At 59.4% G+C, this 26,606-nt stretch carries 24 protein-coding genes; 8 read left to right on the top strand and 16 right to left on the bottom strand.

From position 1 onward, the window contains the following. Nucleotides 1-262 precede the first annotated feature (262 nt). Both mqo and ABVN21_RS10955 read left to right on the top strand, forming a co-directional pair. The gene (gene mqo / locus ABVN21_RS10960) at nucleotides 263-1,909 is read left to right on the top strand and encodes a malate dehydrogenase (quinone) (RefSeq protein ID WP_339552101.1); all 1,647 of its coding nucleotides are present in this window, start codon (nucleotides 263-265) and stop codon (nucleotides 1,907-1,909) included. A gap of 456 nt (nucleotides 1,910-2,365) precedes the next feature. Continuing rightward, nucleotides 2,366-2,935: a nucleotidyltransferase family protein gene (locus ABVN21_RS10955; RefSeq protein WP_339552100.1), complete on the top strand. Its 570-nt coding sequence runs from the start codon at nucleotides 2,366-2,368 to the stop codon at nucleotides 2,933-2,935. Nucleotides 2,936-2,988: 53 nt separating this feature from the next. On the opposite strand, the gene ABVN21_RS10950 is transcribed toward ABVN21_RS10955, so the two are convergent. The 3 genes from ABVN21_RS10950 to ABVN21_RS10940 all read right to left on the bottom strand — a co-directional run bounded on the left by ABVN21_RS10950 (nucleotide 2,989) and on the right by ABVN21_RS10940 (nucleotide 6,107). Continuing rightward, nucleotides 2,989-4,167 carry a PLP-dependent aspartate aminotransferase family protein gene (locus ABVN21_RS10950; RefSeq protein ID WP_339552099.1) on the bottom strand — a complete coding sequence of 393 codons (1,179 nt, stop codon included), beginning with the start codon at nucleotides 4,165-4,167 and terminating at the stop codon, nucleotides 2,989-2,991. Further along, nucleotides 4,164-5,540 carry a cystathionine beta-synthase gene (locus ABVN21_RS10945; RefSeq protein ID WP_339552098.1) on the bottom strand — a complete coding sequence of 459 codons (1,377 nt, stop codon included), beginning with the start codon at nucleotides 5,538-5,540 and terminating at the stop codon, nucleotides 4,164-4,166. The genes ABVN21_RS10950 and ABVN21_RS10945 overlap by 4 nt, the downstream gene beginning before the upstream one ends. 282 nt (nucleotides 5,541-5,822) lie before the next feature. Further along, the gene (locus ABVN21_RS10940) at nucleotides 5,823-6,107 is read right to left on the bottom strand and encodes a hypothetical protein (protein WP_339552097.1); all 285 of its coding nucleotides are present in this window, start codon (nucleotides 6,105-6,107) and stop codon (nucleotides 5,823-5,825) included. Nucleotides 6,108-6,514: 407 nt separating this feature from the next. On the opposite strand from ABVN21_RS10940, the gene ABVN21_RS10935 reads away from it, so the two are divergent. After that, entirely contained in the window at nucleotides 6,515-7,840 is a 1,326-nt protein-coding gene (locus ABVN21_RS10935) for an OprD family porin (RefSeq protein ID WP_339552096.1), read from the top strand. A 34-nt stretch (nucleotides 7,841-7,874) separates the two neighbouring features. Here ABVN21_RS10935 and ABVN21_RS10930 read toward each other — a convergent pair whose 3' ends face one another. The 3 genes from ABVN21_RS10930 to ABVN21_RS10920 form a co-directional block, all read right to left on the bottom strand. Next, on the bottom strand, nucleotides 7,875-8,459 hold the full coding sequence (locus ABVN21_RS10930; protein WP_339552095.1) for a hypothetical protein: 585 nt from the start codon (nucleotides 8,457-8,459) through the stop codon (nucleotides 7,875-7,877). Between the two features lie 134 nt (nucleotides 8,460-8,593). After that, a complete protein-coding gene (locus ABVN21_RS10925) occupies nucleotides 8,594-10,306 on the bottom strand; it encodes an amidase (protein WP_339552094.1) in 1,713 nt (570 codons plus the stop codon). 177 nt (nucleotides 10,307-10,483) lie between these two features. Next, a complete protein-coding gene (locus ABVN21_RS10920) occupies nucleotides 10,484-11,758 on the bottom strand; it encodes a flavohemoglobin expression-modulating QEGLA motif protein (protein WP_339552093.1) in 1,275 nt (424 codons plus the stop codon). 143 nt (nucleotides 11,759-11,901) lie between these two features. On the opposite strand from ABVN21_RS10920, the gene ABVN21_RS10915 reads away from it, so the two are divergent. Genes ABVN21_RS10915 through ABVN21_RS10905 form a run of 3 tightly spaced genes read left to right on the top strand, consistent with a single transcriptional unit; the run spans nucleotide 11,902 to nucleotide 15,255 of the window. Beyond that, nucleotides 11,902-12,564: a hypothetical protein gene (locus tag ABVN21_RS10915; protein ID WP_339552092.1), complete on the top strand. Its 663-nt coding sequence runs from the start codon at nucleotides 11,902-11,904 to the stop codon at nucleotides 12,562-12,564. Nucleotides 12,565-12,622: 58 nt separating this feature from the next. After that, entirely contained in the window at nucleotides 12,623-13,441 is an 819-nt protein-coding gene (ppk2, locus tag ABVN21_RS10910) for a polyphosphate kinase 2 (RefSeq protein WP_339552091.1), read from the top strand. A 50-nt stretch (nucleotides 13,442-13,491) separates the two neighbouring features. Beyond that, on the top strand, nucleotides 13,492-15,255 hold the full coding sequence (locus tag ABVN21_RS10905) for a SulP family inorganic anion transporter (RefSeq protein ID WP_339552090.1): 1,764 nt from the start codon (nucleotides 13,492-13,494) through the stop codon (nucleotides 15,253-15,255). Nucleotides 15,256-15,282: 27 nt separating this feature from the next. Here the strand turns inward: ABVN21_RS10905 and ABVN21_RS10900 are convergent, their stop codons facing one another. Beyond that, nucleotides 15,283-16,995: a monovalent cation:proton antiporter-2 (CPA2) family protein gene (locus ABVN21_RS10900; protein ID WP_339552089.1), complete on the bottom strand. Its 1,713-nt coding sequence runs from the start codon at nucleotides 16,993-16,995 to the stop codon at nucleotides 15,283-15,285. A gap of 417 nt (nucleotides 16,996-17,412) precedes the next feature. Here ABVN21_RS10900 and ABVN21_RS10895 point away from each other — a divergent pair, with 417 nt between their 5' ends. Further along, nucleotides 17,413-18,513, top strand: coding sequence for a polyamine ABC transporter substrate-binding protein (locus tag ABVN21_RS10895; RefSeq protein ID WP_339552088.1), 1,101 nt, complete (start codon nucleotides 17,413-17,415; stop codon nucleotides 18,511-18,513). 136 nt (nucleotides 18,514-18,649) lie between these two features. Here the strand turns inward: ABVN21_RS10895 and ABVN21_RS10890 are convergent, their stop codons facing one another. From ABVN21_RS10890 to ABVN21_RS10855, 8 genes are all read right to left on the bottom strand, one after another. Next, nucleotides 18,650-21,091 (bottom strand): TonB-dependent siderophore receptor, encoded by a 2,442-nt coding sequence (locus ABVN21_RS10890; protein ID WP_339552087.1) that lies wholly within the window; start codon nucleotides 21,089-21,091, stop codon nucleotides 18,650-18,652. An 86-nt stretch (nucleotides 21,092-21,177) separates the two neighbouring features. Continuing rightward, a complete protein-coding gene (locus tag ABVN21_RS10885; protein ID WP_339552086.1) occupies nucleotides 21,178-22,158 on the bottom strand; it encodes a FecR family protein in 981 nt (326 codons plus the stop codon). Beyond that, on the bottom strand, nucleotides 22,155-22,661 hold the full coding sequence (locus tag ABVN21_RS10880) for a sigma-70 family RNA polymerase sigma factor (protein WP_339552085.1): 507 nt from the start codon (nucleotides 22,659-22,661) through the stop codon (nucleotides 22,155-22,157). Before ABVN21_RS10880 ends, ABVN21_RS10885 begins: the two co-directional genes overlap by 4 nt. 111 nt (nucleotides 22,662-22,772) lie before the next feature. Next, nucleotides 22,773-23,231: a MarR family transcriptional regulator gene (locus tag ABVN21_RS10875; protein ID WP_339552084.1), complete on the bottom strand. Its 459-nt coding sequence runs from the start codon at nucleotides 23,229-23,231 to the stop codon at nucleotides 22,773-22,775. Nucleotides 23,232-23,379: 148 nt separating this feature from the next. After that, complete coding sequence (locus tag ABVN21_RS10870) at nucleotides 23,380-23,832, bottom strand: Ohr family peroxiredoxin (RefSeq protein ID WP_339552083.1); 453 nt, start codon at nucleotides 23,830-23,832, stop codon at nucleotides 23,380-23,382. 73 nt (nucleotides 23,833-23,905) lie between these two features. Then, nucleotides 23,906-24,358 carry an Ohr family peroxiredoxin gene (locus ABVN21_RS10865; RefSeq protein ID WP_339552082.1) on the bottom strand — a complete coding sequence of 151 codons (453 nt, stop codon included), beginning with the start codon at nucleotides 24,356-24,358 and terminating at the stop codon, nucleotides 23,906-23,908. Nucleotides 24,359-24,583: 225 nt separating this feature from the next. Continuing rightward, nucleotides 24,584-25,489, bottom strand: coding sequence for a DMT family transporter (locus tag ABVN21_RS10860; protein ID WP_353637245.1), 906 nt, complete (start codon nucleotides 25,487-25,489; stop codon nucleotides 24,584-24,586). 89 nt (nucleotides 25,490-25,578) lie between these two features. Then, entirely contained in the window at nucleotides 25,579-26,022 is a 444-nt protein-coding gene (locus tag ABVN21_RS10855) for a LysR substrate-binding domain-containing protein (RefSeq protein WP_339561656.1), read from the bottom strand. A gap of 72 nt (nucleotides 26,023-26,094) precedes the next feature. Between ABVN21_RS10855 and ABVN21_RS10850 the strand changes: the two genes are divergently transcribed. Next, nucleotides 26,095-26,241, top strand: a complete 147-nt coding sequence (locus tag ABVN21_RS10850) for an SDR family oxidoreductase (protein ID WP_339561681.1) — start codon at nucleotides 26,095-26,097, stop codon at nucleotides 26,239-26,241. 8 nt (nucleotides 26,242-26,249) lie between these two features. Here ABVN21_RS10850 and ABVN21_RS10845 read toward each other — a convergent pair whose 3' ends face one another. Beyond that, nucleotides 26,250-26,528 (bottom strand): Rho-binding antiterminator, encoded by a 279-nt coding sequence (locus tag ABVN21_RS10845; RefSeq protein ID WP_339552081.1) that lies wholly within the window; start codon nucleotides 26,526-26,528, stop codon nucleotides 26,250-26,252. Between the last annotated feature and the right edge of the window lie 78 nt (nucleotides 26,529-26,606).

Genomic DNA, 26,606 nt, shown 5'->3' with positions numbered 1-26,606 from the left:
AACTTGGTTTGACCTATTCAGTTTTCCTGTCCTTGAGACGGGTGAACAGAATCACTGTCGCTCAAGTAGCTGAAGCCAAAAAAGATAAAAAGTCAGTTCAGAAGGGACATATAACTGGGGTCGATGCAGTCAGTCGGCCTTGTGTGCCCACCCTCCAATCTTCATGTGCGAGCATCCACGACGTCCTGCCTGAATGCCGTGAAAACACGGGCTCGTGAGTGAAGAGGGAAGGGCGGATGGCGTTTTATCATAGGTGCTACAGATGTTTAAGAAAATGAACACGGCCCTGCTGGGGCTGGCCTTGTCGTTGGGGATGACGACAGCCCAGGCCGAAGAAGCCAAGAAAGTCGACGTGCTGTTGATCGGCGGCGGCATCATGAGCGCGACCCTCGGCGTCTGGCTCAATGAGCTGGAACCCGGCACTTCGATGGAAATGATCGAGCGCCTCGACGGCGTCGCCCTGGAAAGCTCCAACGGCTGGAACAACGCCGGTACCGGTCACTCTGCCCTGGCCGAGTTGAACTACACCCCGGAAGACGAGAACGGCAAAGTCTCGATTCCGAAAGCCGTTGAAATCAACGAAGCTTTCCAGATCTCCCGTCAGTTCTGGGCCTGGCAGGTTCAGCAAGGCGTGCTGAAGAACCCGCGTTCGTTCATCAACTCCACTCCGCACATGAGCTTTGTGTGGGGCGATGACAACATCAAGTTCCTGAAAAAGCGCTACGAAGCCCTGCAAGCAAGTCCGTTGTTTGCCGGCATGCAGTACTCCGAAGACCCGGCTGTGATCAAGAAGTGGGTCCCGCTGATGATGGAAGGGCGTGACCCGAACCAGAAAATCGCGGCTACCTGGTCGCCAATCGGCACTGACGTGAACTTCGGCGAAATTACCCGTCAGTTCGTTGCTCACTTGCAAACCACGCCGAAATTCGACTTGAAGCTGTCCAGTGAAGTGCAGGACATCACCAAGAACGCAGACGGCACCTGGCGCGTCAGCTACAAAAACCTGAAAGACGGCAGCAAATCCGAAACCGACGCCAAGTTCGTGTTCATCGGCGCCGGTGGTGGTGCTCTGCACCTGCTGCAAAAATCGGGCATTCCTGAAGCCAAGGAATACGCCGGTTTCCCGGTAGGCGGCTCGTTCCTCGTGACCGAAAACCCGACCATCGCCGAGCAGCACCTGGCCAAGGCCTACGGTAAAGCTTCGGTGGGCGCACCGCCGATGTCGGTTCCGCACCTGGACACTCGCGTGCTGGACGGTAAGCGCGTCATCCTGTTTGGCCCATTCGCGACCTTCAGCACCAAGTTCCTGAAGGAAGGCTCGTACCTGGACCTGCTGACCACCACGACCACGCACAACGTGTGGCCGATGACCAAGGTTGGCATCAAGGAATATCCGCTGGTCGAGTACCTTGCGGGTCAACTGATGCTGTCGGATGAAGACCGCCTCAACGCGCTGAAAGAATACTTCCCGAACGCCAAAGCCGAAGACTGGCGTTTGTGGCAAGCGGGCCAACGCGTGCAAATCATCAAGCGTGATGAAGCCGCCGGTGGCGTGCTGAAACTGGGCACTGAAATCGTCGCTTCGCAAGACGGCAGCATCGCCGGCCTGCTGGGCGCATCCCCAGGCGCTTCGACCGCTGCGCCGATCATGCTGACCGTGCTGCAGAAAGTCTTCAAAGACAAGGTTGCGACCCCAGCGTGGCAGGAAAAACTGCACCAGATCGTGCCAAGCTATGGCACTCAACTGAACAACAATCCGGCGAAAGTCGCTGAGGAATGGGCCTACACCGCCAAGGTGCTTGAACTGACTCCGCCGCCGGTGATTGGCGAGATGGTGGCTCCGGCTGCTGCTCCGGCTGAAAAGCCCAAGGCAGTGAAAGAGAACGCCTCGACTGATATGGCGCTGTGATCCGGCTGCCCCAGCTTGTGACTGGGGCATCAGGATTAGCTGATCCGCAATAAAAAACACCCGCTGAACCGGTAACGGTCAGCGGGTTTTTTTATGGTTCTTAGGAATCACGAAAGCCTGTACTTGCGTCTATCGCCAGCAAGCCGGCTCCTACAGGTATGGCGAAGCTTCCGGGTTTTGGCGCTGTTTCATGGCCGGGTTTTCATCTGATCCGTATTTTTCAGCGCTTTCTGCCTCTGTAATGCACACGGCCTGCGCCGCACAATATCGGCACGGTCCGCAGTCGCAACAGCGGTTGCACCGCACCTTTAAACTGTAGGAGGCCTTATGGGCAAGATGGCGATTTTTCTGGGTGGTTTTCTGGTGCTGACTATCTTGATCGGCGTGCTCGCGACCATTTCGCCGACCTGAGGTATTGTCTGTCCTTTGGATCAGATCGATGACAAAGGGACGAACATGACATTGACCGTCGAAGACCTGCTCAGCATCGCAATGACCAACCCGGTAAACGTCGAGATTGCCAAACGCTTGCCATCACTGGGTTTGAATCAATGCATGCTCACCGCCGGTTGCCTGTTTCAAGCGGTGTGGAATCATCAGTCGAACCTGCCGCCCGCGTGGGGCGTGAAGGATTACGACGTCTTTTACTTCGATGAAGATCTGTCCTGGGAGGCCGAGAACGAGGTCATCCAGGCCGCTCAGCGTCTGTTCAAGGATCTCGACGTTAACGTCGAAATCAAGAACCAGGCCCGCGTTCACCTTTGGTACGGCCAGCGGTTTGGCGGTGCCTATCCTCAGCTACAGTCGACCAGGGACGGGATTGATCGCTACCTGATTGCGGGTACGTGCATGGGGCTTGATGTCGCAACCGGCGAAGTCTACGTGCCGAATGGCTTGGGTGACACGGAGTTCGGGCTGCTTCGTATCAATCCGAAAAACCCCAAGCCAGAACTGTTCGAGCAGAAGGCGAAAAGTTATCGGGCGCGATGGTCTTGGCTCAGAATCGTAGAGCCCAGCATTTCATAACCCGAGCAGTGAAGTGAAAGTGGCCCGTCATACCGGGCCACATCAATCCATGCCTAAATCCGCGCCAACGCCTGGGCCAGATCCGCGCGCAAATCTTCTACATCCTCGACCCCCACCGACAAGCGTACCAGCGCGTCACCGATGCCCAGTTGCGCGCGGGTTTCCACGGGGATGGTGGCGTGAGTCATGATTGCCGGATGTTCGATCAGGCTTTCCACGCCGCCAAGGCTTTCGGCCAGGGCGAAGATCTGTACGTTTTCAAGGAAGCGCCAGGAGCCCGCCAGGTCGGTGTTCAGGTCGACCGAAATCATCCCGCCGAATCCCCGCATTTGCTGCCGCGCCAGTTCGTGCTGCGGGTGCGAGGGCAGGCCCGGATAGTAGACGTGCGCCACTTGCGGCTGACGCTCCAGCCATTGCGCCAGGTCCAGCGCATTGCTGCAGTGTCGCTCCATGCGCAGCGCCAGGGTTTTTACGCCGCGCAGGGTGAGAAAGGCGTCGAATGGCCCGGCGATGGCGCCCACGGCGTTTTGCAGGAAACCCAGGCGCTCGGCCAGTTCTGTGTTTTGACCGACCACGGCGATGCCGCCGATCACGTCGGAGTGGCCGTTCAGGTACTTGGTGGTCGAGTGCAGCACGATGTCGAATCCCAGCTCCAGCGGGCGCTGAATATAGGGGCTGGCGAAGGTGTTGTCGGCCACACAGATGATGCCGCGTGAACGGCAAATGCGGGCGATGGCGGCGAGGTCGGTGAGGCTCAGCAGGGGGTTGCTCGGTGTCTCGACCATCACCATGCGCGTGTCGTCCTGGAGCGCCGCTTCGAAGGCCGCAAGGTCGGTCAGGTCGACAAAGCTAAAGCGATGCCCGGCGCTGCGTTGACGCACCTTGTCGAACAGACGGAAGGTGCCGCCGTACAGATCATTACCCGAGACGATGTGCGAACCCGCATCGAGCAGTTCGAGCACAGTCGAGATCGTCGCCAGTCCGGAGGCAAACGCGAAGCCCTGGGTCCCGCCCTCGAGATCCGCCACGCAACGCTCCAGGGCAAAGCGCGTCGGGTTGTGCGAGCGGCCGTAGTCGAAGCCTTTGTGCACGCCGGGGCTTTGCTGCAGATAAGTGGAGTTGGCATAAATCGGCGGCATCAACGCCCCGGTGGTCGGGTCCGGCGTCTGGCCGGCGTGGATCACGCGAGTGGCGAAGCCGCGGGGTGCGGCGTTTTTGTCGTGCTGACTCATGCAAGGGATCTCCGAAGGTGATTGAGCATGTCGACCCGGGTAATCAGGCCGTGGAAGCCCGAGGCGTCTGCGATGATCGCCACGAGCCCGCGATCGAGTTCTGCCTGCAGTTCGGCCAGGCTGGCGCCGGGCGGCAGGGTTTGTAGTTTGTCGGTCATTGCACTGGCCACCGTCTGCCGGAATTGCGAAGCGTCCTGGTGCACGCGCAGCAAAATATCGGACTCGTCGATGACGCCGATCAAACGCTTGCCTTCCACCAGCACCGGCAACTGAGATACATCCGCCAGGCGCATGCGCTGGAATGCGGTGAGCAGGGTGTCGTCCGGGCCTGCGCTGATCACCCGGCCGTCTTCGAAGCGCCGTGCGATCAAATCGCGAAGATCGCCGTAGCGCTTGATCTGCAGCAGGCCCTGATCATTCATCCACTGGTCGTTGTAGACCTTCGACAGATAACGGGTGCCGGTATCGCAGACGAAGCTGACCACACGCTTGGGCTCGGTCTGTTCGCGGCAATAACGCAACGCCGCGGCCAACAGAGTACCGGTCGAGGAGCCACCGAGAATGCCTTCGGCGCGCAGCAACTGGCGGGCATGATCGAAACTCTCCTCGTCGCTGATCGAATAGGCGTGGCCCACGCTGGAGAGGTCGGCGATCGAAGGAATGAAGTCCTCGCCAATGCCTTCGACCGCCCAGGAACCGGGCGTGCCGAGGGTGCCGCTGCGGCTGTACTCGGCCATCACCGAACCTATCGGGTCGGCCAGCACCATCGTCAGGTTCGGCTGCACGCGTTGGAAGAAACGGGTCAGCCCGGTCAGGGTACCGGCGGAGCCGACGCCGACGACGATGGCATCCAGATCATGCTGGGTCTGCGCCCAGATTTCCGGCGCCGTGCTGCATTCGTGGGCCAGCGGGTTGGCCGGGTTGTTGAATTGATCGGCGAAGAAGGCGTCGGGAATTTCCTGCGCCAGTCGCGCTGCCACATCCTGGTAGTAGTCGTGATGACCCTTACCGACATCGGAGCGAGTGATGTGCACTTCGGCGCCCATGGCCTTCAAGTGCAAGACCTTCTCGGTGGACATCTTGTCCGGCACCACCAGTACCACTCGGTAACCCTTGGCACGGCCAACCAGTGCCAGGCCCAGACCGGTGTTGCCGGCGGTGGCCTCGACGATGGTGCCGCCGGGTTTGAGACGGCCATCGCGTTCGGCGGCGTCGATCATTGCCAGCCCGATACGGTCCTTGATCGAGCCGCCGGGGTTCTGCGATTCAAGCTTGAGAAACAGCGTGCACGGCCCGGTATCGAAGCGGCTGATACGCACCAGTGGCGTGTTGCCGATCAGCTCGAGGACGGCAGGGCGGGAGTCGTTTGGCATGTCATCACCTCCTGTGGAGTTCCACTGGAAAGACAGAAACCAGCGGCGGGTCATCGCGCCATTTGCGGTAAATCCTGGTTGGGACCATAGGCCGGGATTGCGTCCCCCGCAATCGGTCGCAGCTCACCGGTAGCATAGTCGTCCAACGCAAAACTACCCCCGACTTTGGGGAATTGCCCTGTATGTGGTTAGTTTTTTGGGGGGAACATATTGGAGTTTCAGGCGCTGCTCCGTTTTTCAGGAAAAGCGTTAAGAACCACTCATGGCAGCTTGATTATTCGGCTATAAGGTTGCCGAAATCATGACCAGATTGACGTCCTGCATGAGCTCCATGATCGTCGCCAGACTGCCCAGTTGCATGGCCGCCATGATCATGGCCTGGCCAGGCGCAAGGACCAGCGCGGCCAGCAGCTCGGTCTCGGGAGCGACCTTTTCTACGACACCGGTTAACGCGAATGTTGATGCCGTGAGTAACGTTATCACTGCCGCGGCGGATATCGCCGCCATGATGATCGCGACTGCCACTAACGCAGTGATGAGTACTGTCACCATCGCTTGCCCTGTCATGAGTACCTCCGCTACCGATCGCGCCGTTGCGCATAAACAGCCAAAGCAAGGCGCGGGCCAGTTGTCAGTTGGCGGCTAGCGGACGCAACCGTTGCATATCGGTCATCACTGGAAAACGCGCGTGTGGTCGACCCCGACTGCCGGACCGACAGCGAGGATGTGATGAAAAACCGCCGACCCGATTTTCAAATATGGCGACCGCCCATACCTCTGTACGACAAACCTTATCCCTCCACGAAAACTACTTTCACCTCGTTTGATAATCGCCCCTCGAAATGTTTTAAGAGTTTCACAAATTTTCGATGTGCCCCATTCGACGGGCCTTTGAGCGCCAGCGTCGGGCGCCCATGGCCTGAGCAATGGCGGCGAAACATCCAAAACAATAAGAAACTTTCCAGGAGCACCGTATGTTCAAGCGAGCAATCCCCACCTTATTCCTTCTCGCCACCGGCACGACCTGCGCGCAAGCGGCTGACACCGGCGCACACGGTTTTCTGGAGGACAGCAAAGCCACGCTGTCGATGCGGACCTTGTATTTCAACAGCGACAACCGCGACGGCAGCGCGGACCCGTCGAAAACCGAGGAGACCGCACAGGGTTTTGTGCTGCGTTATGAGTCAGGGTTTACCCAAGGCGCAGTCGGCTTCGGACTTGATGCCCAGGCGTTGCTTGGCGTGACGCTGGACAGCGGTGCTGGCCGCCACGTTGGTAGCGGTATGATTCCTTCGGACGGTGACGGCGCGGCTGATACATGGAGTAGCTTTGGCCCCACCGCGAAGATGCGCCTGGCCAAAACCGAACTGCGCTATGGGACGCTGCTGCCAAAATTGCCGATCCTGATTTCGAACGATGCCCGCGTATTGCCGCAGTCATTCACCGGCACCCAGATCACCTCGAAGGACATCGAGGGCCTGACGCTCACCAGTGGTTTGCTTGAACACGCCGTGGGGCGCGCTTCGACGGATCGTACCGGGCTGTCAGTCGCCGGTGGCACCCAGGACAGCAACAAGTTCTACTTCGCCGGTGGTGACTACGAGGTTACCAAAGCCCTGAAGGCCCAGTATTACTTCGCCCAGCTTGAGGATTTCTACGACCAGAACTTCCTCGGCTTGACCCACATCCTGCCAATCGACGGCGGCAGTTCGATCACCACCGATCTGCGCTACTTCCGCACCACGTCCAGCGGCGCCAATAGCAGCGCAGCAGGTCGGGCACAGGGTTATCGCGTTTCGGGGTACACCGATGACAACAATGGCGAAATCGACAACAGCACTTGGGCCGCGATGATCACCTATGCCAATGGCGGGCACGCGGTGACGCTGGGGCATCAGCGAGTCAGTGACGGTAGCAATTTCGTCCAGCCCAACCAGGGCAATCTGCCGGACAAAGGCGCGGGCGGTGGTAGCGTCTATCTGCCTACGGACCGCATGATCCAGAACTTTGCGCGCGCGGGGGAGCAAACCAGTTTTGGTCAGTACGCCTACGACTTCGCACCGCTGGGCGTGCCGGGCCTGAAAGCTTCAATCGTTTATCTGAAGGGCACTGACATCAAGGCCCACAACGCCAGTGATCAATCGGAGTGGGAGCGCGATATGGTGCTGGACTATGTGATTCAGTCGGGTACGTTCAAGAACCTGGCTTTCTCCCTGCGTAACGGCCAGTCGAACACCGAGGCGGGTCGGGACGTTGATCAAAGTCGCTTCATCATCAACTACACGCTTTCGCTGCTGTAGTCCGACTTTGAAACCGTCCAGCCTTTGTGCTTGTTCAGTGCATCAGATAGCCGAAGTAAACGAAGGCCACCGCCGCAGCAATACCGAAGGTAAACAGTGCCTTTGCCGTTGAGTTTCGCGCAGACAGTGTTTCGTCGAATCGCTGCAAGCGAGGATCGGGAAGCTCGGGTTGGTCTTCGAAGCCGTGCATGATTGCCCGGTAGGTGTATCGCAAGGCAATCAGCAGGAGGAGAGCGATCAGACCGAGGACCAATCCGCGAGTGATAGCGGCGCTGATCAACGGTGGGGAGTGTTCATCTTCACAGGCAACACTGTCGACTTGCGCGATGGTGATTCGCCCGAGTTCCGTGGCAGGCAGTTTTTCGCCGTTCTGGATTTTCGCGTGTTGCGCCAAGTCCAGCGCTTGATACTGCCAAAGCGTGGTCGACCCTTCCCGGCAGTAGGTGAATTGGTCAGGGTTTGGAGCGGCGACAATACAAGCGTCGTCGATACCGCGTTTTTTCAGGGTTTCAATCGCCGACCGGGTGAAGTCGAGTTCGAGAACAGGGATGACCCCGCTGGCAGTCGCCGCTACCGAAACCAGCAAGCTGCCCAGCGCGCACACAGTTGATATTTTCAAGGTTGGATTTCCTTGTTTTTATTAGATTTGTGAGTACGGCTGCCATTCCATCCGATCAGGCTCAAGTCTTTACCCTGAGCGGTTCATCATCTGGCGGGATTGGCGCGCGTTCTGCCCCAATCCCGCCATTTCTACTATTTGCCTGCTTTCAACGGCGGGGTGCGCGGCGGGATCATTCGCTTGCTCCCGGTCGATTCAAACGCCGCGGCAAAACGCAGCAACGCCGAATCATCATAGGCACGACCGGCGAATGTCAGGCCAACGGGCATGCCGATGTCCGGCATGATGCCCATCGGCACGGTGACGGTCGGAACACCCAAGTGCCGAATGGCGAGGTTGCCGTTGGCGACCCATACACCGTTGCTCCAGGCGATGTCCGCAGACTTTGGATCAACATCGGCATTGGCCGGAGCAACGTCGGCGACTGTCGGGAACAACACCGCGTCGAGCCCCAGCCCATCCATCCAGTCTTCAAGATCGAGCTTGCGGGTCTTCTCAAGCCCGCGCAGTCCGTCAGGCACCGTGGTGATTTGGTCCCAAGGGGTGACACCGCGCTCGGCCATCTTCACGTACTCGTCCATGCCCGCGGCGAGGTCACCTTCGCGATTGGGCAGCGTGCCCGGGTCGTGCGGGAAAATCAGCGGGCCGTCGACGTCCACCAGACGGTTGAGTTTCGGATCGCCATTGGCTTGTAGAAAATCGTCGAACGCCCAGGCCGTCAGGTCCCACAACTCGTGGTGCAGGAACTCTTTCGAGACGATGCCGCGATTGAATACCGTCGGCGCACCGGGACGATCGCCTTCGCAATTGGAAACCAGCGGGAAATCCACCTCGATCACTTCGGCACCGGCGGCTTCGAGGGCCTTGCGGGCTTCTCGCCACAGGCCGATCACCGAATCGCGGGTGACGATTTTCTGCCCCGTCGGGCCACCGATTCCTGGCTCATCGCTGGTGCCGGCTTCGGGGTCGGCGTTGATGTACATGCGCGGCACGCCGAAACGCTTGCCCGCGAGCGAGTCGGGCATCGCCGCAAGCTCCAGATAAGAAGCAGGACGCACCGAGGCGACGCTCGGAATCGGCACCCAGGGTTGCAAGCGCCACAAATCGCCACGGGTATCTGGATCTTCCGCGACCACCACGTCGAGCACTTCGAGCAGGTCGGCCATGGTTCTGGCGAACGGCACCACCACGTCCATTGTCGGCGTCAACGGCCAGTTGCCGCGCACCGAAATCACGCCGCGCGAAGGCGTGTAGGCACATAAGCCGTTGTTCGAGGCGGGGCCGCGACCGCTGGACCAGGTTTCTTCGGCAAGACCGAAAGCCGCGAAACTGGCAGCAGTAGCAGTCCCGGCGCCATTCGACGAACCCGAGGCGAAGGGCGCAGTGAGATAGCCCGCGTTGTAAGGGCTTTCGGCACGGCCATAGACACCGCGCTGCATGCCGCCATTGGCCATCGGCGGCATGTTGGTTTTGCCCAGGCAAATGGCACCTGCGCCGCGCAGCCGTTCGATGGTGAACGCATCGCGATAGGCGACCAGATCCTTGAAGGCCGGGCTGCCCGAAGCGGCGGTAAGCCCCTTCACCAAATAGCTGTCCTTGGCTGTGTAGGGAATGCCATCGAGCGGGCCGAGCGTTTCGCCTTTGGCCCGACGCGCGTCGGATGCTTGAGCTTCGGTGAGCGCATCGGGGTTGCGTACCACCACGGCATTGAGTGCGGTGGCTGTGTCGGCGCCGTCGTAGGCATCGATCCGGGCGAGATAGGCCTGAACCAGCTCAACCGCCGTTGTCTGACCGGATTCGAGCGCAGTACGCAACTGGGCAATGGAAACCTCGGTAACCTCGATCATGCTGTCACCAACGGTTGTTGATGGGCGAGGCAGCAAGTGTCTTCTTCCCGCTCGATCCGCGGCACGGTGGCATCACATCTTTGACAATGGGTGTTCATATCGGCTCTCGTTGCACTTCTATTACGCGACAGTCTGGGTCAACAGTTAGCGGGGTATTTTGCATCAAGTCGCAAGCGTTTAGGCACTGGCATCGGTTTCGTGCTCGTCGGCGAACGCCATGAGTACCTCCACGTCGAGTACATCCAGCTTGATCCGCGAAATAAAGGCAGAGAAGGCCAGGTTTGCGGCGAGCAAACGCAGATCGCAGGCCCAGGCCGGTAGATGATGCGGCCCCTGCAACCAGCCAGACTCGAACAGCGGGGCCAGGCGCACGGTGTCTCCCAGACTCAGGCGCCCGGCAAACAGATAGCCCACCAGTTCCGGTCGATTGTCACGAATGGCAATGCGCAGCAGCGTGTGCACGCCCAGCAAACCGGTCAGGTAGGCGGCGTCCTTGGTGAATGCCGAGCCTCCGCGCAAATCGGCACCACGGAATACCCGTTGGGTCGATCGGAAGGATTCTTCCTGGGATTGACCCGCAGCAAGAAACCCCTCGAAAACCTGAATGAAGTCGGCGCCATCCAGCGCCTGCTGCACCGCCAGCACGCGCAGCGCAAGGCGCCGCAGGCGATTGATGTCCATGCTGCCGGTAAACAGTTCGGCGAGGGTGGCGATGCCTTCTTGAGTCTGGGTCGTGCGTGGCGCTCCCAGGCCCAGGCTTTTCAGGTTGGGTTGCCGTGCGCCGTTTTGCGCCGTCGCGACATGCACGAAAGCCTCGTGTTGCAACAACTGGTTCTTGTCCAGTTCCGAGAACAGGGCGCTGGCCCGCAGGCGAATGCGGCTCGACCCGGCAATGGCTTTGGCAGCCAGGGACGGGTCGAGTACCACGGTGATCTTGCCGGGGCCGAAGAATTGGTCCAGTTCCGGCTTCAACCAGGCCGCGAAAGCCTCGGCCGAAATATCGGCCGGGCACGGTGGAATCCGCGCACCGCCCAGAAGTGCGTCGGTGGTATCGAGAAAAAACCGGGCAGCGTCCAGCATGCTCAGGTTCAGGCGTTGATAGTAGAAATCCGGGCGTCGATAGAGCGCTGACGAATACTGGGTGAAGGCGGGCGTACCTATGGCGCCGAGCATGTGCCCGGCAGTGGCGTAACTACGTGCCGTCATGGCGAGGTGGCGCCCGGCCGGATGGCCCTCGTCGCAACGGCTGATAAAGGTTTCGAGGGCGGCGATGTCGGCGCTGTGATCGCGTGGGCGCAATTCGACTTTGGGCAGCTCGGCATGCCCGGCGCGCCAACTGGCCAAAAACCCTTCCTCGACCCCGTCCGGCCAGGCCAGTGCATCCAGCACGCGGATCTTGCGGGCCAGGCCGGGCAGGGCGGCATCAAGTTCGGAGAGGGGCGCGGCGCTCACATCAATCTCCCAGCTAAACGAGGTTCAATCGCGAAAGCGTAGTCGTTATCCATACGTTGCGGTGACGCTCGAGACCCCGGAAGCGAAAAAGACTTTTCACACTACACTGGAGTGGATTGCGCTACCGCGGCGAGGATGACTGCATGCCACGAACTGGAGAACAAAAGCGGGCCCGGGTGCTGGATCCGGTCGACCGTGTGACAGAAGTGATCTTCGGCCTGCTGATGGCAATGACCTTCACCGGCACCATCAGCGTGGCGACATCGGGCCAGGAAGAGGAACGCACGATGATGATCGCCGCTTTGGGTTGCAACCTCGCCTGGGGGCTTGCCGATGCGGTGATGTATTTACTGCGAACCCTGATCGAACGTACGCGCAACCGCACGTTGCTCGGCATGTTGAGCGGCGGGGTCGACGCGGCCACCGGGCAAAAGCTCATCGCCGAAGCGCTGCCGCCTCGACTGATGGCTGCGGCGGGCACAGAAGAATTGGAGTCGCTGCGCCTACGTTTGATCAGTCATTCACTCATGCCGGTTCCGCCAAGCCTTGGATGGGATGATTTCAAGGGCGCTATCGGTGTTTTCCTGTTGGTGGTGGTCTCGACATTCCCGCTGGTGGTGCCATTTCTGTTGCTCGACGAGACGGGGCTCGCCGTACGCCTGTCCAACCTGGTCGGACTGGTGGTGCTGTTTATCGCTGGCTGGATTCTTGCGCGTTATGCCGGGGCAAAACCCTGGGTTGGCGGACTGGCGATGGCGATCACCGGTGCTGTGCTGATCGTCGCAATCATCGCCCTCGGCGGATGAGCAGGCCGCAACCGACGCTGTTTAACTTTCGTTGATTTGTAAGGGTGAGGTTCAGGTCATGGCAAAGGACAAGAAAGCCCCGAAGCGTGAAGCGGCTGAGAACCAGAAGTTGAAGAACAAGGATTACCTGGAACAGCTGCGTCTTCTGCACGTTGAACTGGTCAAGTTGCAGGAGTGGGTCAAGGCCAAGGGCATAAAGATTTGCATCGTCTTCGAGGGGCGCGATGGCGCTGGTAAGGGCGGGACAATCAAGGCGATCACTGAACGGGTGAGTCCACGGGTATTTCGAGTGGTGGCGTTGCCGGCGCCGACGGATCGTGAGAAGAGCCAGATGTATGTCCAGCGGTACTTGCCGCATCTGCCGGCGGCGGGTGAAGTGGTGATCTTCGATCGCAGTTGGTACAACCGTGCGGGCGTCGAGCGGGTGATGGGTTTTTGCAGCGAGGAGCAGGTGACCGGGTTCCTGAAAACCGCACCCAATGTGGAACGGGCAATCGTCGACTCGGGCGTCATCCTGCTCAAGTATTGGCTGGAAGTCAGCGCCGACGAGCAGACTCGCCGGCTGGAGGCACGCATCAAGGATGGGCGCAAAATCTGGAAGCTGACGCCAATGGATCTCAAGTCATACAGCCGCTGGTATGACTATTCCCGGGCGCGTGATGACATGTTCGAGGCGACTGACACCGAGTTCGCGCCATGGCTGGTGGCCAACTCGAACGACAAGCGCCGGGCGCGGCTGAACATCATTACCGATTTGCTCAGTCGCATCCCGTATGAGGATGTCCCGCGCGAAAAAGTGATCCTGCCCAAGCGGCAGAAGCCAGGCGGCTATCGAGATCCGGATTATCCCGTCAGGCGAATTCCCGAAAAATTCTGACGGGCATTTTCTTGCAGCTCCCCGGCTTTTCAACCTCGGGCGATAGTCCTATGAGCAATTCAGATTCTTCGCCTCCCGTCCTGGAACCGGGGCGGATTGCCCATCGGGAGTCGAGCGAAAAGCAGAAAGGCTGGGGCCGTTGGTTTCCCGGCCTTCGAACGCTGCGCGAGTACAAACTGGCCTGGCTGCGTTACGACATCATGGCCGGATTGGTCCTCACCACGATGCTGGTCCCTGTCGGCATCGCCTACGCCGTGGCATCGGGTGTACCCGGCATCTATGGGCTGTACGCGACCATCGTCCCGCTGCTTGCTTACGCGTTTTTCGGACCCAGTCGAATTTTGGTGCTTGGGCCGGATTCTTCGCTGGCCGCCGTCATTCTTGCGGTCGTCCTGCCGTTGTCGGGTGGCGACCCGCAGCGCGCTGTCGCTCTGGCGGGCATGATGGCGATCGTGTCCGGCGCGGTTTGCATTCTGGCGGGCATAGCGCGCCTTGGTTTCATTACCGAGTTGCTGTCCAAACCGATCCGCTACGGTTACATGAACGGCATCGCCGTGACGGTGTTGATCAGCCAGTTACCCAAACTTTTCGGTTTTTCGATCGAGACCGATGGACCGGTACGAAACCTGTGGTCTGTCTGCACCTCAGTGATGGCAGGAAAGACCAACTGGACGACGTTTATGGTCGGCGCAATCACCTTGGCAGTGATTCTGGCGCTCAGGAACTACAGGCGTATCCCGAGCATTTTGATTGCCGTGGCCGGTGCGACTGTCGCCGTGGCAGTGCTGGACCTTGCCGCGCGGGCAGGCGTGTCGGTGCTCGGCTCGCTACCGCAAGGATTGCCGGCATTCGCCATTCCGTGGATCGCTCGCGACGACATTGTCCCGGTGCTTATAGGTGGTTGCGCCGTGGCCCTAGTTTCATTCGCCGACACCAGCGTGCTCTCGCGCGTCTACGCGGCGCGGACCCACACCTATGTCGACCCGAATCAGGAGATGTCGGGGCTCGGTTTTGCCAATCTGGCGGCTGGCTTCTTCCAGGGTTTTCCAATCAGTAGCAGCTCTTCTCGCACGCCAGTGGCCGAAGCGGCGGGCGCCAGGACTCAGTTGACCGGTGTTGTCGGGGCACTGGCGGTGGCCTTGCTGCTGATGGTGGCGCCTAACCTGTTGCAGGATTTGCCCAATAGCGCATTGGCGGCAGTGGTGATCGCGTCGGCCATTGGTTTGATTGAAGTTGACGACCTGAAGCGGATTTATCGAATCCAGCGCTGGGAATTCTGGTTGTCCATTGCATGCACCATTGGCGTCGCCGTACTGGGTGCGATTGAGGGCATCGGCCTGGCCATCGTGATCGCCGTCATAGAATTCCTGTGGGATGGCTGGCGGCCGTACTCCGCGGTGCTGGGGCAAGCCGAGGGTATCAGAGGCTATCACGACATCCGGCGTTATCCCGATGCCAGCCTGATCCCCGGCCTGGTGTTGTTTCGCTGGGATGCCCCGTTGTTTTTTGCCAATGCGGAACTGTTCAACGACCGAGTGCTGGATGCCGTCGCGGCCTCGCCAACGCCCGTGCGCTGGCTGGTGGTGGCGGCGGAACCGGTCACCAGTGTCGACGTGACTTCCGCCGACATGTTGGCCGAGCTGGACGAAACCTTGCACGCGGCAGGTATCAAGTTGTGCGTGGCCGAGATGAAGGACCCGGTCAAGGACAAGCTCAAACGCTTCGGGCTGTTCGCGCGGTTCGGCGAATCGGCGTTTTTTCCGACCATGGATGACGCCGTCAGCAGCTATCTGGAGATTCATCCCATGCAATGACGCCCGGGGATTGGAGGCGCCCTCTATCTAAGTCTCGTCATCCTCGGCGCCGGGATAGAAACCGTGCAGCAGGCGATAACGGTCACGCCGGACCTGGTCGACCCGTTCTTCCACTTGCTGCCCGGGGTACCCCAGCAGCACCAATGCATGGGCGGCGAGCATCAGGCTGGACTCCAGCAGTTCGGGCACGACTTCGCTGGCACCGGCCGCCTTCAACTCGGCGAACTGGCTGTCATCGCGAGTGCGCACCAGGATGGGCACGCTCGGGTTCACCCGGCGTGCTTCCTTGAGTATCGCCAGCGCAATGGTCGTCTCTCCCACAGCAATGACGAGCAGTCGGGCGCGCTCCAGGCCCACAGCGGTCAGCAGTTCGCCGCGATGGGAATCGCCGTAATGCACGCTGCTGTCCGCTTCGCTTGCTTCTTCTATTCGCACCGGATCGTTGTCCAGGGCGATGTAGGGCTGTTTGGCATTGCGCAGGACGCGTCCGATCGACTGGCCGACACGACCGTAACCGCAGATGACCACATGCCCTTGAACCTCGGCGTTAACCGCGCTGATTTCCTCGAGTTGCGTCGCTTGATTGGGCTTGCGATGCAGGTACGCGGCAATGCGGGGGGCCGCACGCAGCAGCGACGGCGTCAACAGCATGGAGCAGAAGGTCGCGGCCAGCAGCAGGCCGCCAAGTTCGGCGGGCATCAGGTTGCCGGCTTGCATCTGCGTCATCAGCGCAAAACAGAATTCGCCGCCCTGCGCCAATGCCAGGCCACTGCGCCATGCGGTTTCATTGTCACTGCCGCGCAGTTTGACCAGCACCGCCACCACGGCACCTTTGATCAGCAGCAATCCCAGGGTCAGGCCGAGAATCAGCAGGCCATGACTGGCAAACAAGCGCAGGTCGATGAGCATGCCGATACTGACGAAGAACACCCCGAGCAGGATGTCGCGAAATGGCCGGATATCCGCTTCGATTTGATGACGATAATGACTCTCCCCCAGCAGCATCCCGGCGAGGAATGCACCCAGGGCAGGGGACAGGCCGAGCAGGTGAGTCAACCACGCGGTCAACAGGACGATGACCAGAGTGAGCAACACAAACAGCTCGGCGGAATGCGCCTTGGCGACTTCATGAAACAGATGGGGCAACAGCCAGCGACTGGTCAGTGACAGCCCGACGAACAACACCAGGGTCTTGCCCAGTGTCAGGGGCAGCGCCCAATACCAGGCTTGGTCGCTGGTGCCGGCGAACACGGGCACCAGCGTCAGCAGCAGAACGGCCACCACATCCTGGAACAGCAACACGCCGATGGCGTTCTGGCCGTGGCTGCTGAAAATTTCGCCGAGGCTGGTCAGCTCCTTGCTGACAATCGCCGTGGAGGACAGGGCCAGGCCGCCACCGAGCAAAAACGCCGAGGTGGCCGGCATGCCCATGATCATCAACGCCGCGCCCAACAGTAGCCCGGACGTCACCACCTGAAGGGTTCCGAGACCGAAGACAACGCGACGCAGGGCGATCATTTTCGTCAGGGAAAACTCCAGCCCCAGAGAGAACAACAAAAACACCACGCCCATTTCGGCGAGCAGCGGCAACGCGTCGCTATCGCTCACCCAATCGAACGCCTTGGGTCCAATGACCAATCCCACGCACAGGTAACCCAGCACCGGTGGCAATCGCAGGCGCTGGAACAGGGCAATGATCACCAGGGAGGAAACAAAAATGATGAGCAGGGTCGCAAACATACCAACTCCAGCGGGCATTCCAGGCTTGATCGGCTTGCGGGGTGCAATGGCAAACCCCGTTCGATTCATGCAGTTCCCGGATCGAGCGCAGTGGCTTCAAATCAATCGCAGTCCGGTGCGGTCAGCGGTGAGTCTAGTCGTTCCTGTTCCATCGACCGATGATCGCGCGGATTTTTCCGCATTCACTTTCGTCATCCATCCGGACACGCAAAATGGCCATTTCGATCTCCTTTTGGCCAACTCCACGCTATGAAGCGTCTAGGCTGTCAGCAAGAATCGGAGTGCAAGGCTGACTCCATAGGGCCTTGCGTATCCACAACCAGAGTTATTGTCTTCCTTGCCCTTGGCTTCTTTTTAAGGCCGCTTGCCGTGTACAGAACATAAAAAACCAACGAGCTGACATTGGGGAATTGATCCATGGACACTATGAAACGCATTCTGGGCGCCACGGTTTGTGGGCTGACGCTGCTGGCCAGCGCCGTGCACGCCGAACAGCGCGAGTTGAGGGTGTACAACTGGGCGGACTACATCCTGCCGTCCGTACCCAAGGACTTCGCCGAAAAGACCGGCATCAAAGTGACCTGGGACACCTTCGATACCAATGAGTCCCTGGAAGCCAAGCTGCTGACCGGCAACTCCGGGTATGACCTGGTGGTGCCGTCCAACCAGTTCATCGAAACCCAGATCAAGGCCGGCGTGTTTCAAAAGCTCGACAAGTCCAAGTTGCCCAACTGGAGCCATCAGGACCCGGCGCTGCTCAAGTTGCTGGACAAGAACGACCCCGGCAATCAGTACGGCGTGCCTTACATGTACGGCACCGTGCTGATCGGCTTCAACCCGGCCAAGGTCAAGGCCGCGCTTGGCGAGAATGCTCCGGTGGACAGCTGGGACCTGGTGTTCAAGCCGGAAAACATGGAAAAGCTGAAATCCTGCGGCGTGGCGATGCTCGACTCACCGTCGGAAATCCTGCCGTTGGCCCTGCATTATCTGGGGCTGGACCCGAACAGCCAGAACCCTGATGACTACGAAAAAGCCAAGGCCCTGATGTTAAAGATTCGCCCTTACGTGACCTACTTCAACTCCGCCAAGTACATGACTGACATCGCCAACGGTGATATCTGCGTGGCCATCGGTTACTCCGGCAGCTTCTATCAATTCGGCAATCGCGCCAAAGAAGCGGGCAACGGTGTGGTGGTCGATTGGCGCTTGCCGAAGGAGGGCGCGCCGATCTGGTTTGATACCTTCGCCATTCCGAAAAGCGCGAAAAACGTGGAAGAAGCCCACGAGTTTCTCAACAACTTGCTCGACCCGAAAGTCATCGCGCCAATCAGTGACTTCCTCGGTTATCCGAATGCCAACAAGGACTCGCTGCCGCTGATCAACGAGGAAATCACCGGCAATCCGAACCTGACGCCAACCGCCGAAGCACTGAAAACCCTGTACGTCGTGCAACCGCTGCCGCAAAAGCTTGAGCGAGTTCGCACACGAGTGTGGACCAGCATCAAGTCGGATAAATAAACCCCAATCCCGGTGAACTACCTGTGGAAGATTGCTCGCGATGAGGGCCTGACAGTCAACGAGAATGTTGATGACAGGCCGCATCGCGAGCAGGCTCGCACACAGTTTTCTGGCGTTTATCCGCCAGCAATCAGTGTCAGAACTGCGGGGTGTACTTCACGCTGAACATCACGTTGCGCGGATCGCCAAAGTTGTTGTTGCCGCTAAGCTGGTTGTATGCCGCCGTGTAGTAGTGCTTGTCGAACAGGTTGTTGGCATTCACCGCCAAGCCGATTTCGGGCGTTAGCTGGTAGCCGACGCGGGCACTCCACACGGTGTAACCAGGCACGTCGTAGGTGTGTTCATACCCCAAAGTATGGCTTTGGGTGGTGAAGCCGAGCCCGGTGCTGACACGGCTCCAGTCGCCGTTGAACTGGTAATCACCCCAGGCCCGCAACATATGCTTGGGCGTCCAGGTGCTGAAGACCTTGCCTTCGTTTTCAGGGTCATCCATGTACTTGGTGGTGTTGTAGGTGTAACCGGCAAACAGCTGCAGGCCGGCGAATACTTCACCGCTGATTTCCGCGTCGATCCCCTGGCTACGCACTTTTCCCGCAGCTACCGAGCAGTACCAGCCGTCGCAGGCGAAGCCCGATGCCAGGTCGTTGAGCGCACGGTTTTCCTGGTCATAACGGAACACGGCCAAGGAAGTGTTGACGCGCCCATCCATCAATTCGCCCTTGAGGCCGACTTCGTAGTTGCTGCCGATCACCGGCTTGAGCATCTTGCCGCTGGCGTCGCGCAGGGCTTGGGGTTCGAACACATCGGTGTAGCTGGCATACACCGCCCATTCGCGGTTCAGGTCATAGATGATGCCGGCGTAGGGCGTGACTTCACCGGTTTCGTTGGCGGTGCTTTCCGGGTTTTCGGTCACGATGTCGCTGAACGCAACTTGAGACCATGACTTGTAGCTGTAGTCGTACCAGCTGACCCGCGAGCCGAGCACCAGGGTCAAGGGCTCGATCGGCTTGACCCGCCAGCTGCCGTACAGACCTTTTTGCCGAATGTCGTATTTGCTCGGGGTGGCACGACCTCCGGGGGTATTGAGCAAGCCGTCGTAGCTGATTTCCGGGCGCTCGTGGTCAATGCCGAAAATCGTGTCGGTGCTGTCATTGAAAGTTCGAGCGAACTTGTCGTCCGACGTGTATTTGGAGTAGTTACCGCCGATCATGACTTCGTGTTGCATGGACAAGGCGTCGAAGTGGCCGATCAGGTTCATGTCCAGACCCAGCTTGGTCGCGTCGAAATCCGTCACGAAGTCCGCGTATTGCACGCCGCTGCCATCGGGTTCGAGGCCATCGCCGCTACTTTGCACTCGTTGATTCTTCGCCTTGTTGTTTTCCGTCATGTGCACGGCGCCGACCTTGAAGGCCCAGTCGTCGTTGAAACGGTGCTCCAGATCGGTGTAGACGGTGGTGACATCGATGTCCGAATGGTTCCAGCGAGCGCCGGTGTAGGTGGAGCGCGACACATCGACGGGGCTGCCGTCGGAATAACGCGGCAGGCCGCGGATCATCGGGCGCGACTCGCCATCGGAATAGCTGACCGCCATGCCCAGGATGGTGTCCTCACGCAGATCGATGTCCAGCGCGCCGTACAGCGAATGGGTCTTGCTCCATTCGTAGTCGATGAAAGAATCGCTCTGATCCTCGTCGGCCACCAAACGGCCACGCACAGTGCCAGCCTGATTCAGCGGCCCGCCGGCATCCAGTTGCAGGCCATAGTGATCCCAGGAGCCGGCCTTGGCGGTGACGGTCACGGTCGGTGCATTCTGGCCGCGCTTGCGCACCAGGTTGATGGCGCCGCCGGGGCTGCCGGTGCCTTGAAGCAACCCGGATGCGCCGCGCAGTACCTCCATGCGATCAAAGAAGATCAGGTCCTGGGTGGCCCAGTTACCCAGCGCGTAGGTATTGCGGGGGATCGGCACGCCGTCGTACTGCCAGTCATCGATCTGGAAACCGCGCGAGGTCAGGATCAAGCCCTTGCCCACGCCCTGAACGCCGACCAGACCAGTTGTCTTGTTCGCCGCGTCTTTGAGGTCGGTGAGGTCCTGATCGTCCATTTGTTTGCGGGTCATCACCGTGACCGACTGCGGAATTTCCTTGAGGGTGTGTGTGCCCTTGCCGATGGTCACCGCTCGTGCAGCGTAGGAGCCCGAGCCTTCGGTCGTGGCATCGTTGCTGCTTTCGATGATGTTGGTCGCACCCAGTTGCAGCGTGGTGTCGCTGGCCGCGATCGGCTCGACGCTGAAATTGCCCTGTTCGGTGACTCGCAATTGCAGGCCGCTGCCTGTCAGCGCCGCCTGCACGGCCTGTTCAGGTGACATCTGGCCGACGACGGCGGGCGCCCGCTTGCCTTGCACGAGTGCCGGCTCCAGCGAAATGATGTGCCCGCTCTGGCTGGCAATGGCGTTCAACGTACTGGAGAGCGGGCCGGCGGGCAGGTTGAAGGACAGGGTTTGCGCCTGCGCTAAAGTTGAACCTGCCAGGCTTGCCAGGGCAACGGCGACGGAAAGCGAGTGGGACCACGGGTTGAACACAGCATTCTCCTGAAGGTGTAAGTGTCAGGAGATAGGTGGGATGAGAAATGAAAACCAGACACAAATAAGAGTCATTTTCAAAAAAATTATTCCCGGTCCGATTTTGCGCGGATCAACGTCAGCCACGGGCTGTAGTGATCCACCCGGATTGGCAGGGTTTCAGCCAGTGCTGCAAAGGTTCTTTCAGGGTCGTTCAGTGGGAATACGCCTTGGACGCGCAAGTCGCGGACTTCAGGGGATACGCGGACAAACCCTCGGCTATAGGGGCGCAGGGCATCGACGACTTTTACCAGTGGCTCGTCCAGCACGTTCAGCCGTCCGCTGAGCCAATCGGCGCGATATCGTTGATCGCCGACCACCGGATCGATCCGACGCGCGTAGAGCAGGGCGGACTCTCCCTCTTGCAAGTCACGCCGGGTGCCATCGAAGAGCCTGGCTTCGACCGAATGCTCCAGCACCACCACGCGACTGGCGTCTTGCTCCTGGGAGACCAGGAAACGTGTGCCCAGCGCGCGTATTTCGCCTTGGGTGGTACGCACGCGCAGGGGACGCTTGGGATCGGGGGCCACCTGAATGATCAGTTCGCCGTGACGCAGGATGACCAGCCTCTGATTCTCATCAAATTGCAGGTCCACGGCGCTGTCAGCGTTGAGGCTCAAGCGGCTGCCATCAGCCAGATGGAAACTCTCGCGCTGGCCACGTGCAGTGTGCAGATCGGCGAACAGGCTATCGCCCAGCGGGCTGCGTGCTCCCAGCCATAAACCGCCACCCAGCAGCCCCAGGCCGGCGATCACCCGCAGCGCATCACGCCGAGAAGTCTGTGGCTGCAATAGAAGTTGGCGGGCATGTTCGGAGTGACCGGGCAAACGTCGGTCGAGGGCACGAACCGTATTGAAGGACCCGCCAATGCGTTCCTGCATTTTTGCCCAGGCTTGAGCGTGCGCAGGGTCCTCGCTCAACCAGGTGGTGAAACGTTCCTCAAGTGCAGGCGTTGGCGTGCTGGCGCGCAGCCGCACCATCCAGTCAATGGCTTGCTCGCTGACAGGGTCCAGGCGCGATTTGCTCATGGTGCAGACTCGCTCAAGTAACACTGCAGCAACGCCTGTTTCATGTAGCGGCTGACGGTGCGTTCCGACAGACCCAGTTTTTTGGCGATTGCCACGTAACTCATGCCGTCCAGCTGGCTATAGAGGAAGGTCGCCTTGACCACTATTGGCAAGCCGTCCAGCGCCCGGTCGATGGCGACCAGGGCTTCAATCAGTTGCAGTTGTTCTTCCGGGGACGGCGCCAGCATTTCGGGCAGGGTGGAGAGGCGCTCCAGATAGGCCAGTTCCAGTTTGCGCCGACGATGCCGGTCGAAAATTAGCCGCCGGGCGATGGTCGAGAGATAAGCGCGAGGTTGCTCGATGCTGTCGGGATCGACGCGGGCCACCAGCATCTGGCAAAACGTATCGGCGGCGGTGTCCTCGGCGTCCGCGTGATTGCGCAGCCGTCGCTGAATATGCTGCAGCAGCCAACGGTGATGATCGCTGAAAAAGTAGCTCAGCTTGCTGGGCGAAGGAGGTTGCACCGGTCGTCATTCCAGATGGTAGTGTGAATCGTTCTCAATACTACCTTTGTGGTACGAGTGACCGCAATCGCTGACTTCTACCAGCAGGAATCAGTTTTGCCGCGCCAACGTTTACTTATCGTTATTGGTCGTGCGAATGAGGTTATTGCGCAGCGCCACGATGGCCTGCTGCATTTGCACGAAGTCGTCGGGATCCAGGCCGGTTTGTGGGAAGCCGTCCTCCGAGAGGCCTTCGCGCAGTTTTCGACCTTCATTCGTCAGACTGATACGCACCTGACGCTCGTCTTCCGGGTCGCGCTGGCGCAGCAGGTAACCCATCGCTTCGAGTTTTTTGAGAATAGGGGTGAGGGTGTTGGATTCGAGGAACAGCTTTTCCCCGAGGCTGCCGACGGTCTGATTGTCTTGTTCCCACAGCGCCACCAAGGTGATGTATTGCGTGTAGGTCAAGCCAAGCCGTTCGAGCATTGGCTTATAGGCTTTACCGAACGCCAGGTTGGTGGAATAAACCGCAAAACACAGGAAGTCGGAGAGCTTCAGATCCAGGGCGGAGGTCTTGTCGGTGATTTTCATGGGCGTTCTCTTTGATCAAGGACGGATGTCTTGCAAAGCAGAAACTATACGTCGTATGCGATGGTGTCGGAAGTGCTCCAATACGTCTAGCAACAAAGGCCGACGGCCGGTGCCGGGTTTGACCCAGGCGAACCGGCCGCTCGGGGCATTACGCGGTGATGACATTCAGAGCCACATCAATGTTGCCGCGGGTTGCCTTGGAGTACGGGCAGATGGAATCGGCGATGTGGGCCAATTCGGTCGCGACATCCTGTGCCAGGCCTGGGGCGCGCAGCGTCAGGCGAGCTTGAAGGAAGTACGCCGCACCGGTCTGGCCGAGGTCCACTTCGATGTCGACGGACAGGTCCGCCGGCAGCGCAATGTTGCGTTCGGCCGCGACCAGGCCAACTGCCGCGGTGTAGCACGCCGACCACGCGCCGGCGAACAGTTGTTCGGCTTTCGGGTGCGGTTGGGTGGCGGCGAAAACATGTGCCGGTTGTGCGCTGCCGGGCGAGGACAAGACGATGTCGAGGTTGCCGTTATGACCACGCAAAGTGGAGTCAGCGTTGCTGTGGGTGGTGTGGGTTTTGCCGGTGGCCAGTACTTTTTCGATCTTGCTCATGATGATGTCCTCGGATTTCGTTGTTATAAATCGCGTGCGAATACATCGCACGCGATACGTATAGCGGGAAAAATTACTCGGTAATCACATTCAGGGCCACGTCGATGTTGCCGCGAGTGGCTTTGGAGTACGGGCACATTTGGTCGGCGGCATGGGCGATTGCGGTCGCGGTATCGTGTGCGATACCCGGCAGGCGAAGAGTGATCCGCGATTGCAGGAAGTAGGCGTTACCGGTCTGGCCCAGATCGACTTCGATATCTACCGACACGTCTGCTGGCAGTTCCACCTTGAATTCTTTGGCAGCCAGGCCAACGGCGGCGATGTAGCAGGCCGACCAGGCGCCGGCGAACAATTGCTCGGCAGTCGGGTGCGGTTGGGTGCCGACGAAAATGTGGGCCGGTTTGGCATTGCCTGGCGACGAGAGCTCGATATCGAGGTTGCCGTTATGGCCGCGCGATGTTTTGCCAGCGGCGTTGAGGGTGGTGTGGGTTTTACCGGTAACCAGGACTTTTTCGATCTTGCTCATGGGGTGAATCCTCGACGGTGCAATTGGGTTTGGTTTAGTGTCGTATGCGTTCACATCGCATCCGATGGAAATGATCTTCTCGCAGAACCCGTTTTTCGTCAAGAGGTCATTTCTTGCCTTGGCGACAAACGGTTCAGAGTCATGTTGAATGCGAAAAGCCCGCCGAACCGGAACGGGCTCAGCGGGCTTTGTTGTATCTGGGGCTTTTTGAGGTCGGCGGGTTGTTTAGTTGCGCTTCGGGATACCAGCAATGGGGCGCGCGGCACCGGGTGTGTGGGCCGTCTTGCGATAGGTCAACAACACGATGCCGGTGACGACAATCACGCCGCCCAGCACCTGACCTGCGCTGAGCATCTGGTCCAGCACCACCCAGCCCATCAACAGCGTGGCCAGGGGCTCGATGTTCATTACCGGGGCATTTCGCGACATGTTCAGGCGTGGCACCGACATGAACAACACGATAAAACCGGTGCCGTAGAGCACCACCAACGTGGCAAGTGCCAGCCAACCGGTCGTGCTGGCCGGCAGGTTCAAACCACCGGGGAGTGCACCGGTCATGCCGGCGAGATTGGCGCTGCTGAAAACGATAAAAATGGTCAGCAGGCTACGGACTGACCCGCGTACCTGAGGCAATTTGTGATCGGTGATCCACAAGGCGCAGGCAAAAACACTGGCTGCACAGAAGGCCAGGGCCACGCCCAACAACCATTCGGGGCCTGCGCTGGCGTTGGATGCGAGGCGACCCGGTACATCCAGCACAAACACCAGACCCAGCAAAATCAAACCCATCAGCGCGGCGGTGCGGGCGCTCGGTCGCGGCCCACCCAGCGCCCAAGTGAGCAGTGCGAGCAAGATGGGAAACACGTTAGCCACCAGCAATGCCAGCGCCACCGGCACCCGCGCGACCGCCGAATACAAACACAGACTTTGGGTGGCAATCAGCAACCCCAGCAGCAACTGCCAACGCCAGGCTCCCGGTGGCAAACGCAGGCTCTGCCGTTGCCACAACACCAAAACAGCCAATACCAACAGCGTGCCGCCGGAGCGCATCAGGATCGCCAACAACACCCCGGCACCATCATCGAATGCTACACGGGCCGCCACATGGTTACCGGCGAAGGCACATCCCATGCAGAGCAAAATCAATACGGCGAGGTGGCGAGGAAAGGGCGCAGGCGCTTCATCCATGGAGGTCATGCGGGTCATGGCAGGTTCTCGAATCAAATGCACCACCGCGACAGTGGGCGAGTGTCTTTATTATGTTGTCGTACAACTTGATGCCGTTTGTACCTCGTTTGATTTAAATGGACAAGGGTAAAACGCTGTATCGAAGGTTTTGCGGGGCTTGGGTGGGTAATGTCGATTGACGATTGATTTGAGGTGATCGTATGACTCAAGGTTTGACGCCCGCCCATGCGCAGTAACTCTTGCTGAACAAAGTCGGCAAACAACTTGATCCGTATCGGTGTGAGCGCGCCAAACGCGTGCAGCGAATGAATCGCCAGCGACGGCAGGCGCTGCTCGGCCAGCACTTGCTGAAGCGCGCCTGAATCCAGATCTTGCTGCACGGTGCATTGCATCAAGTAGGCGATGCCCATGCCGCCCAGCGCGGCGGCGCGCAGGCCGAAGCCCGAATCCAGGCCGATACGTCCACGCGGGACCAGGGTTTCACCGTTTTCAAAGACGATGGGCAGGGTTCGCCCATTCAGTTGATAGCGATTGGCATCAAAGGGTTTATGCAGATGATGGCGGACATTATCCCTGCAGGTCGTCTGGGCGAGTCCGAAGAACTGGCGCAGGCAGCGTTGTACCTGGCGTCCAGCGACAGTTCGTTCGTCAACGGCATTGAATTGCACGTGGATGGCGGGATGTCGCTGGTCTGAGATTGCCGCTAAAACCTGCAGACGGCATCCGTGAGCAACACCCGACCGAACTGCGCGTTGGCATCCAGCGGAGTGATGGCCAGCAGTTGATCCAGACGGATCTCCTGCTGGCCATCAGCGTTTTCGACGAGGAGGAATTCTTCCTTCTCGCTGGAGGTTCGCGTGGTCAGCGCTTTGGCCTGCAAACCTGCACCATCCTTCAACTCGATATCCAGTTGATAACCATGCATGCAGGCGATCTCGAGATAGTCATGCAGGTCGCAGTTCATGGGTTGGTATTCGTTCATGTCATGACTCCGGGCAACATTGCAATTTGAGAATGAAGAACCCCAGTTTGTCGATGGCTTCGGCCACTTACGGATTGG

Source organism: Pseudomonas sp. MYb327 (genome assembly GCF_040438925.1).
GTDB lineage: Bacteria > Pseudomonadota > Gammaproteobacteria > Pseudomonadales > Pseudomonadaceae > Aquipseudomonas.
Note: the sequence above shows the minus strand (reverse complement) of the source record. Positions and strands in the feature narration are given on the sequence as shown.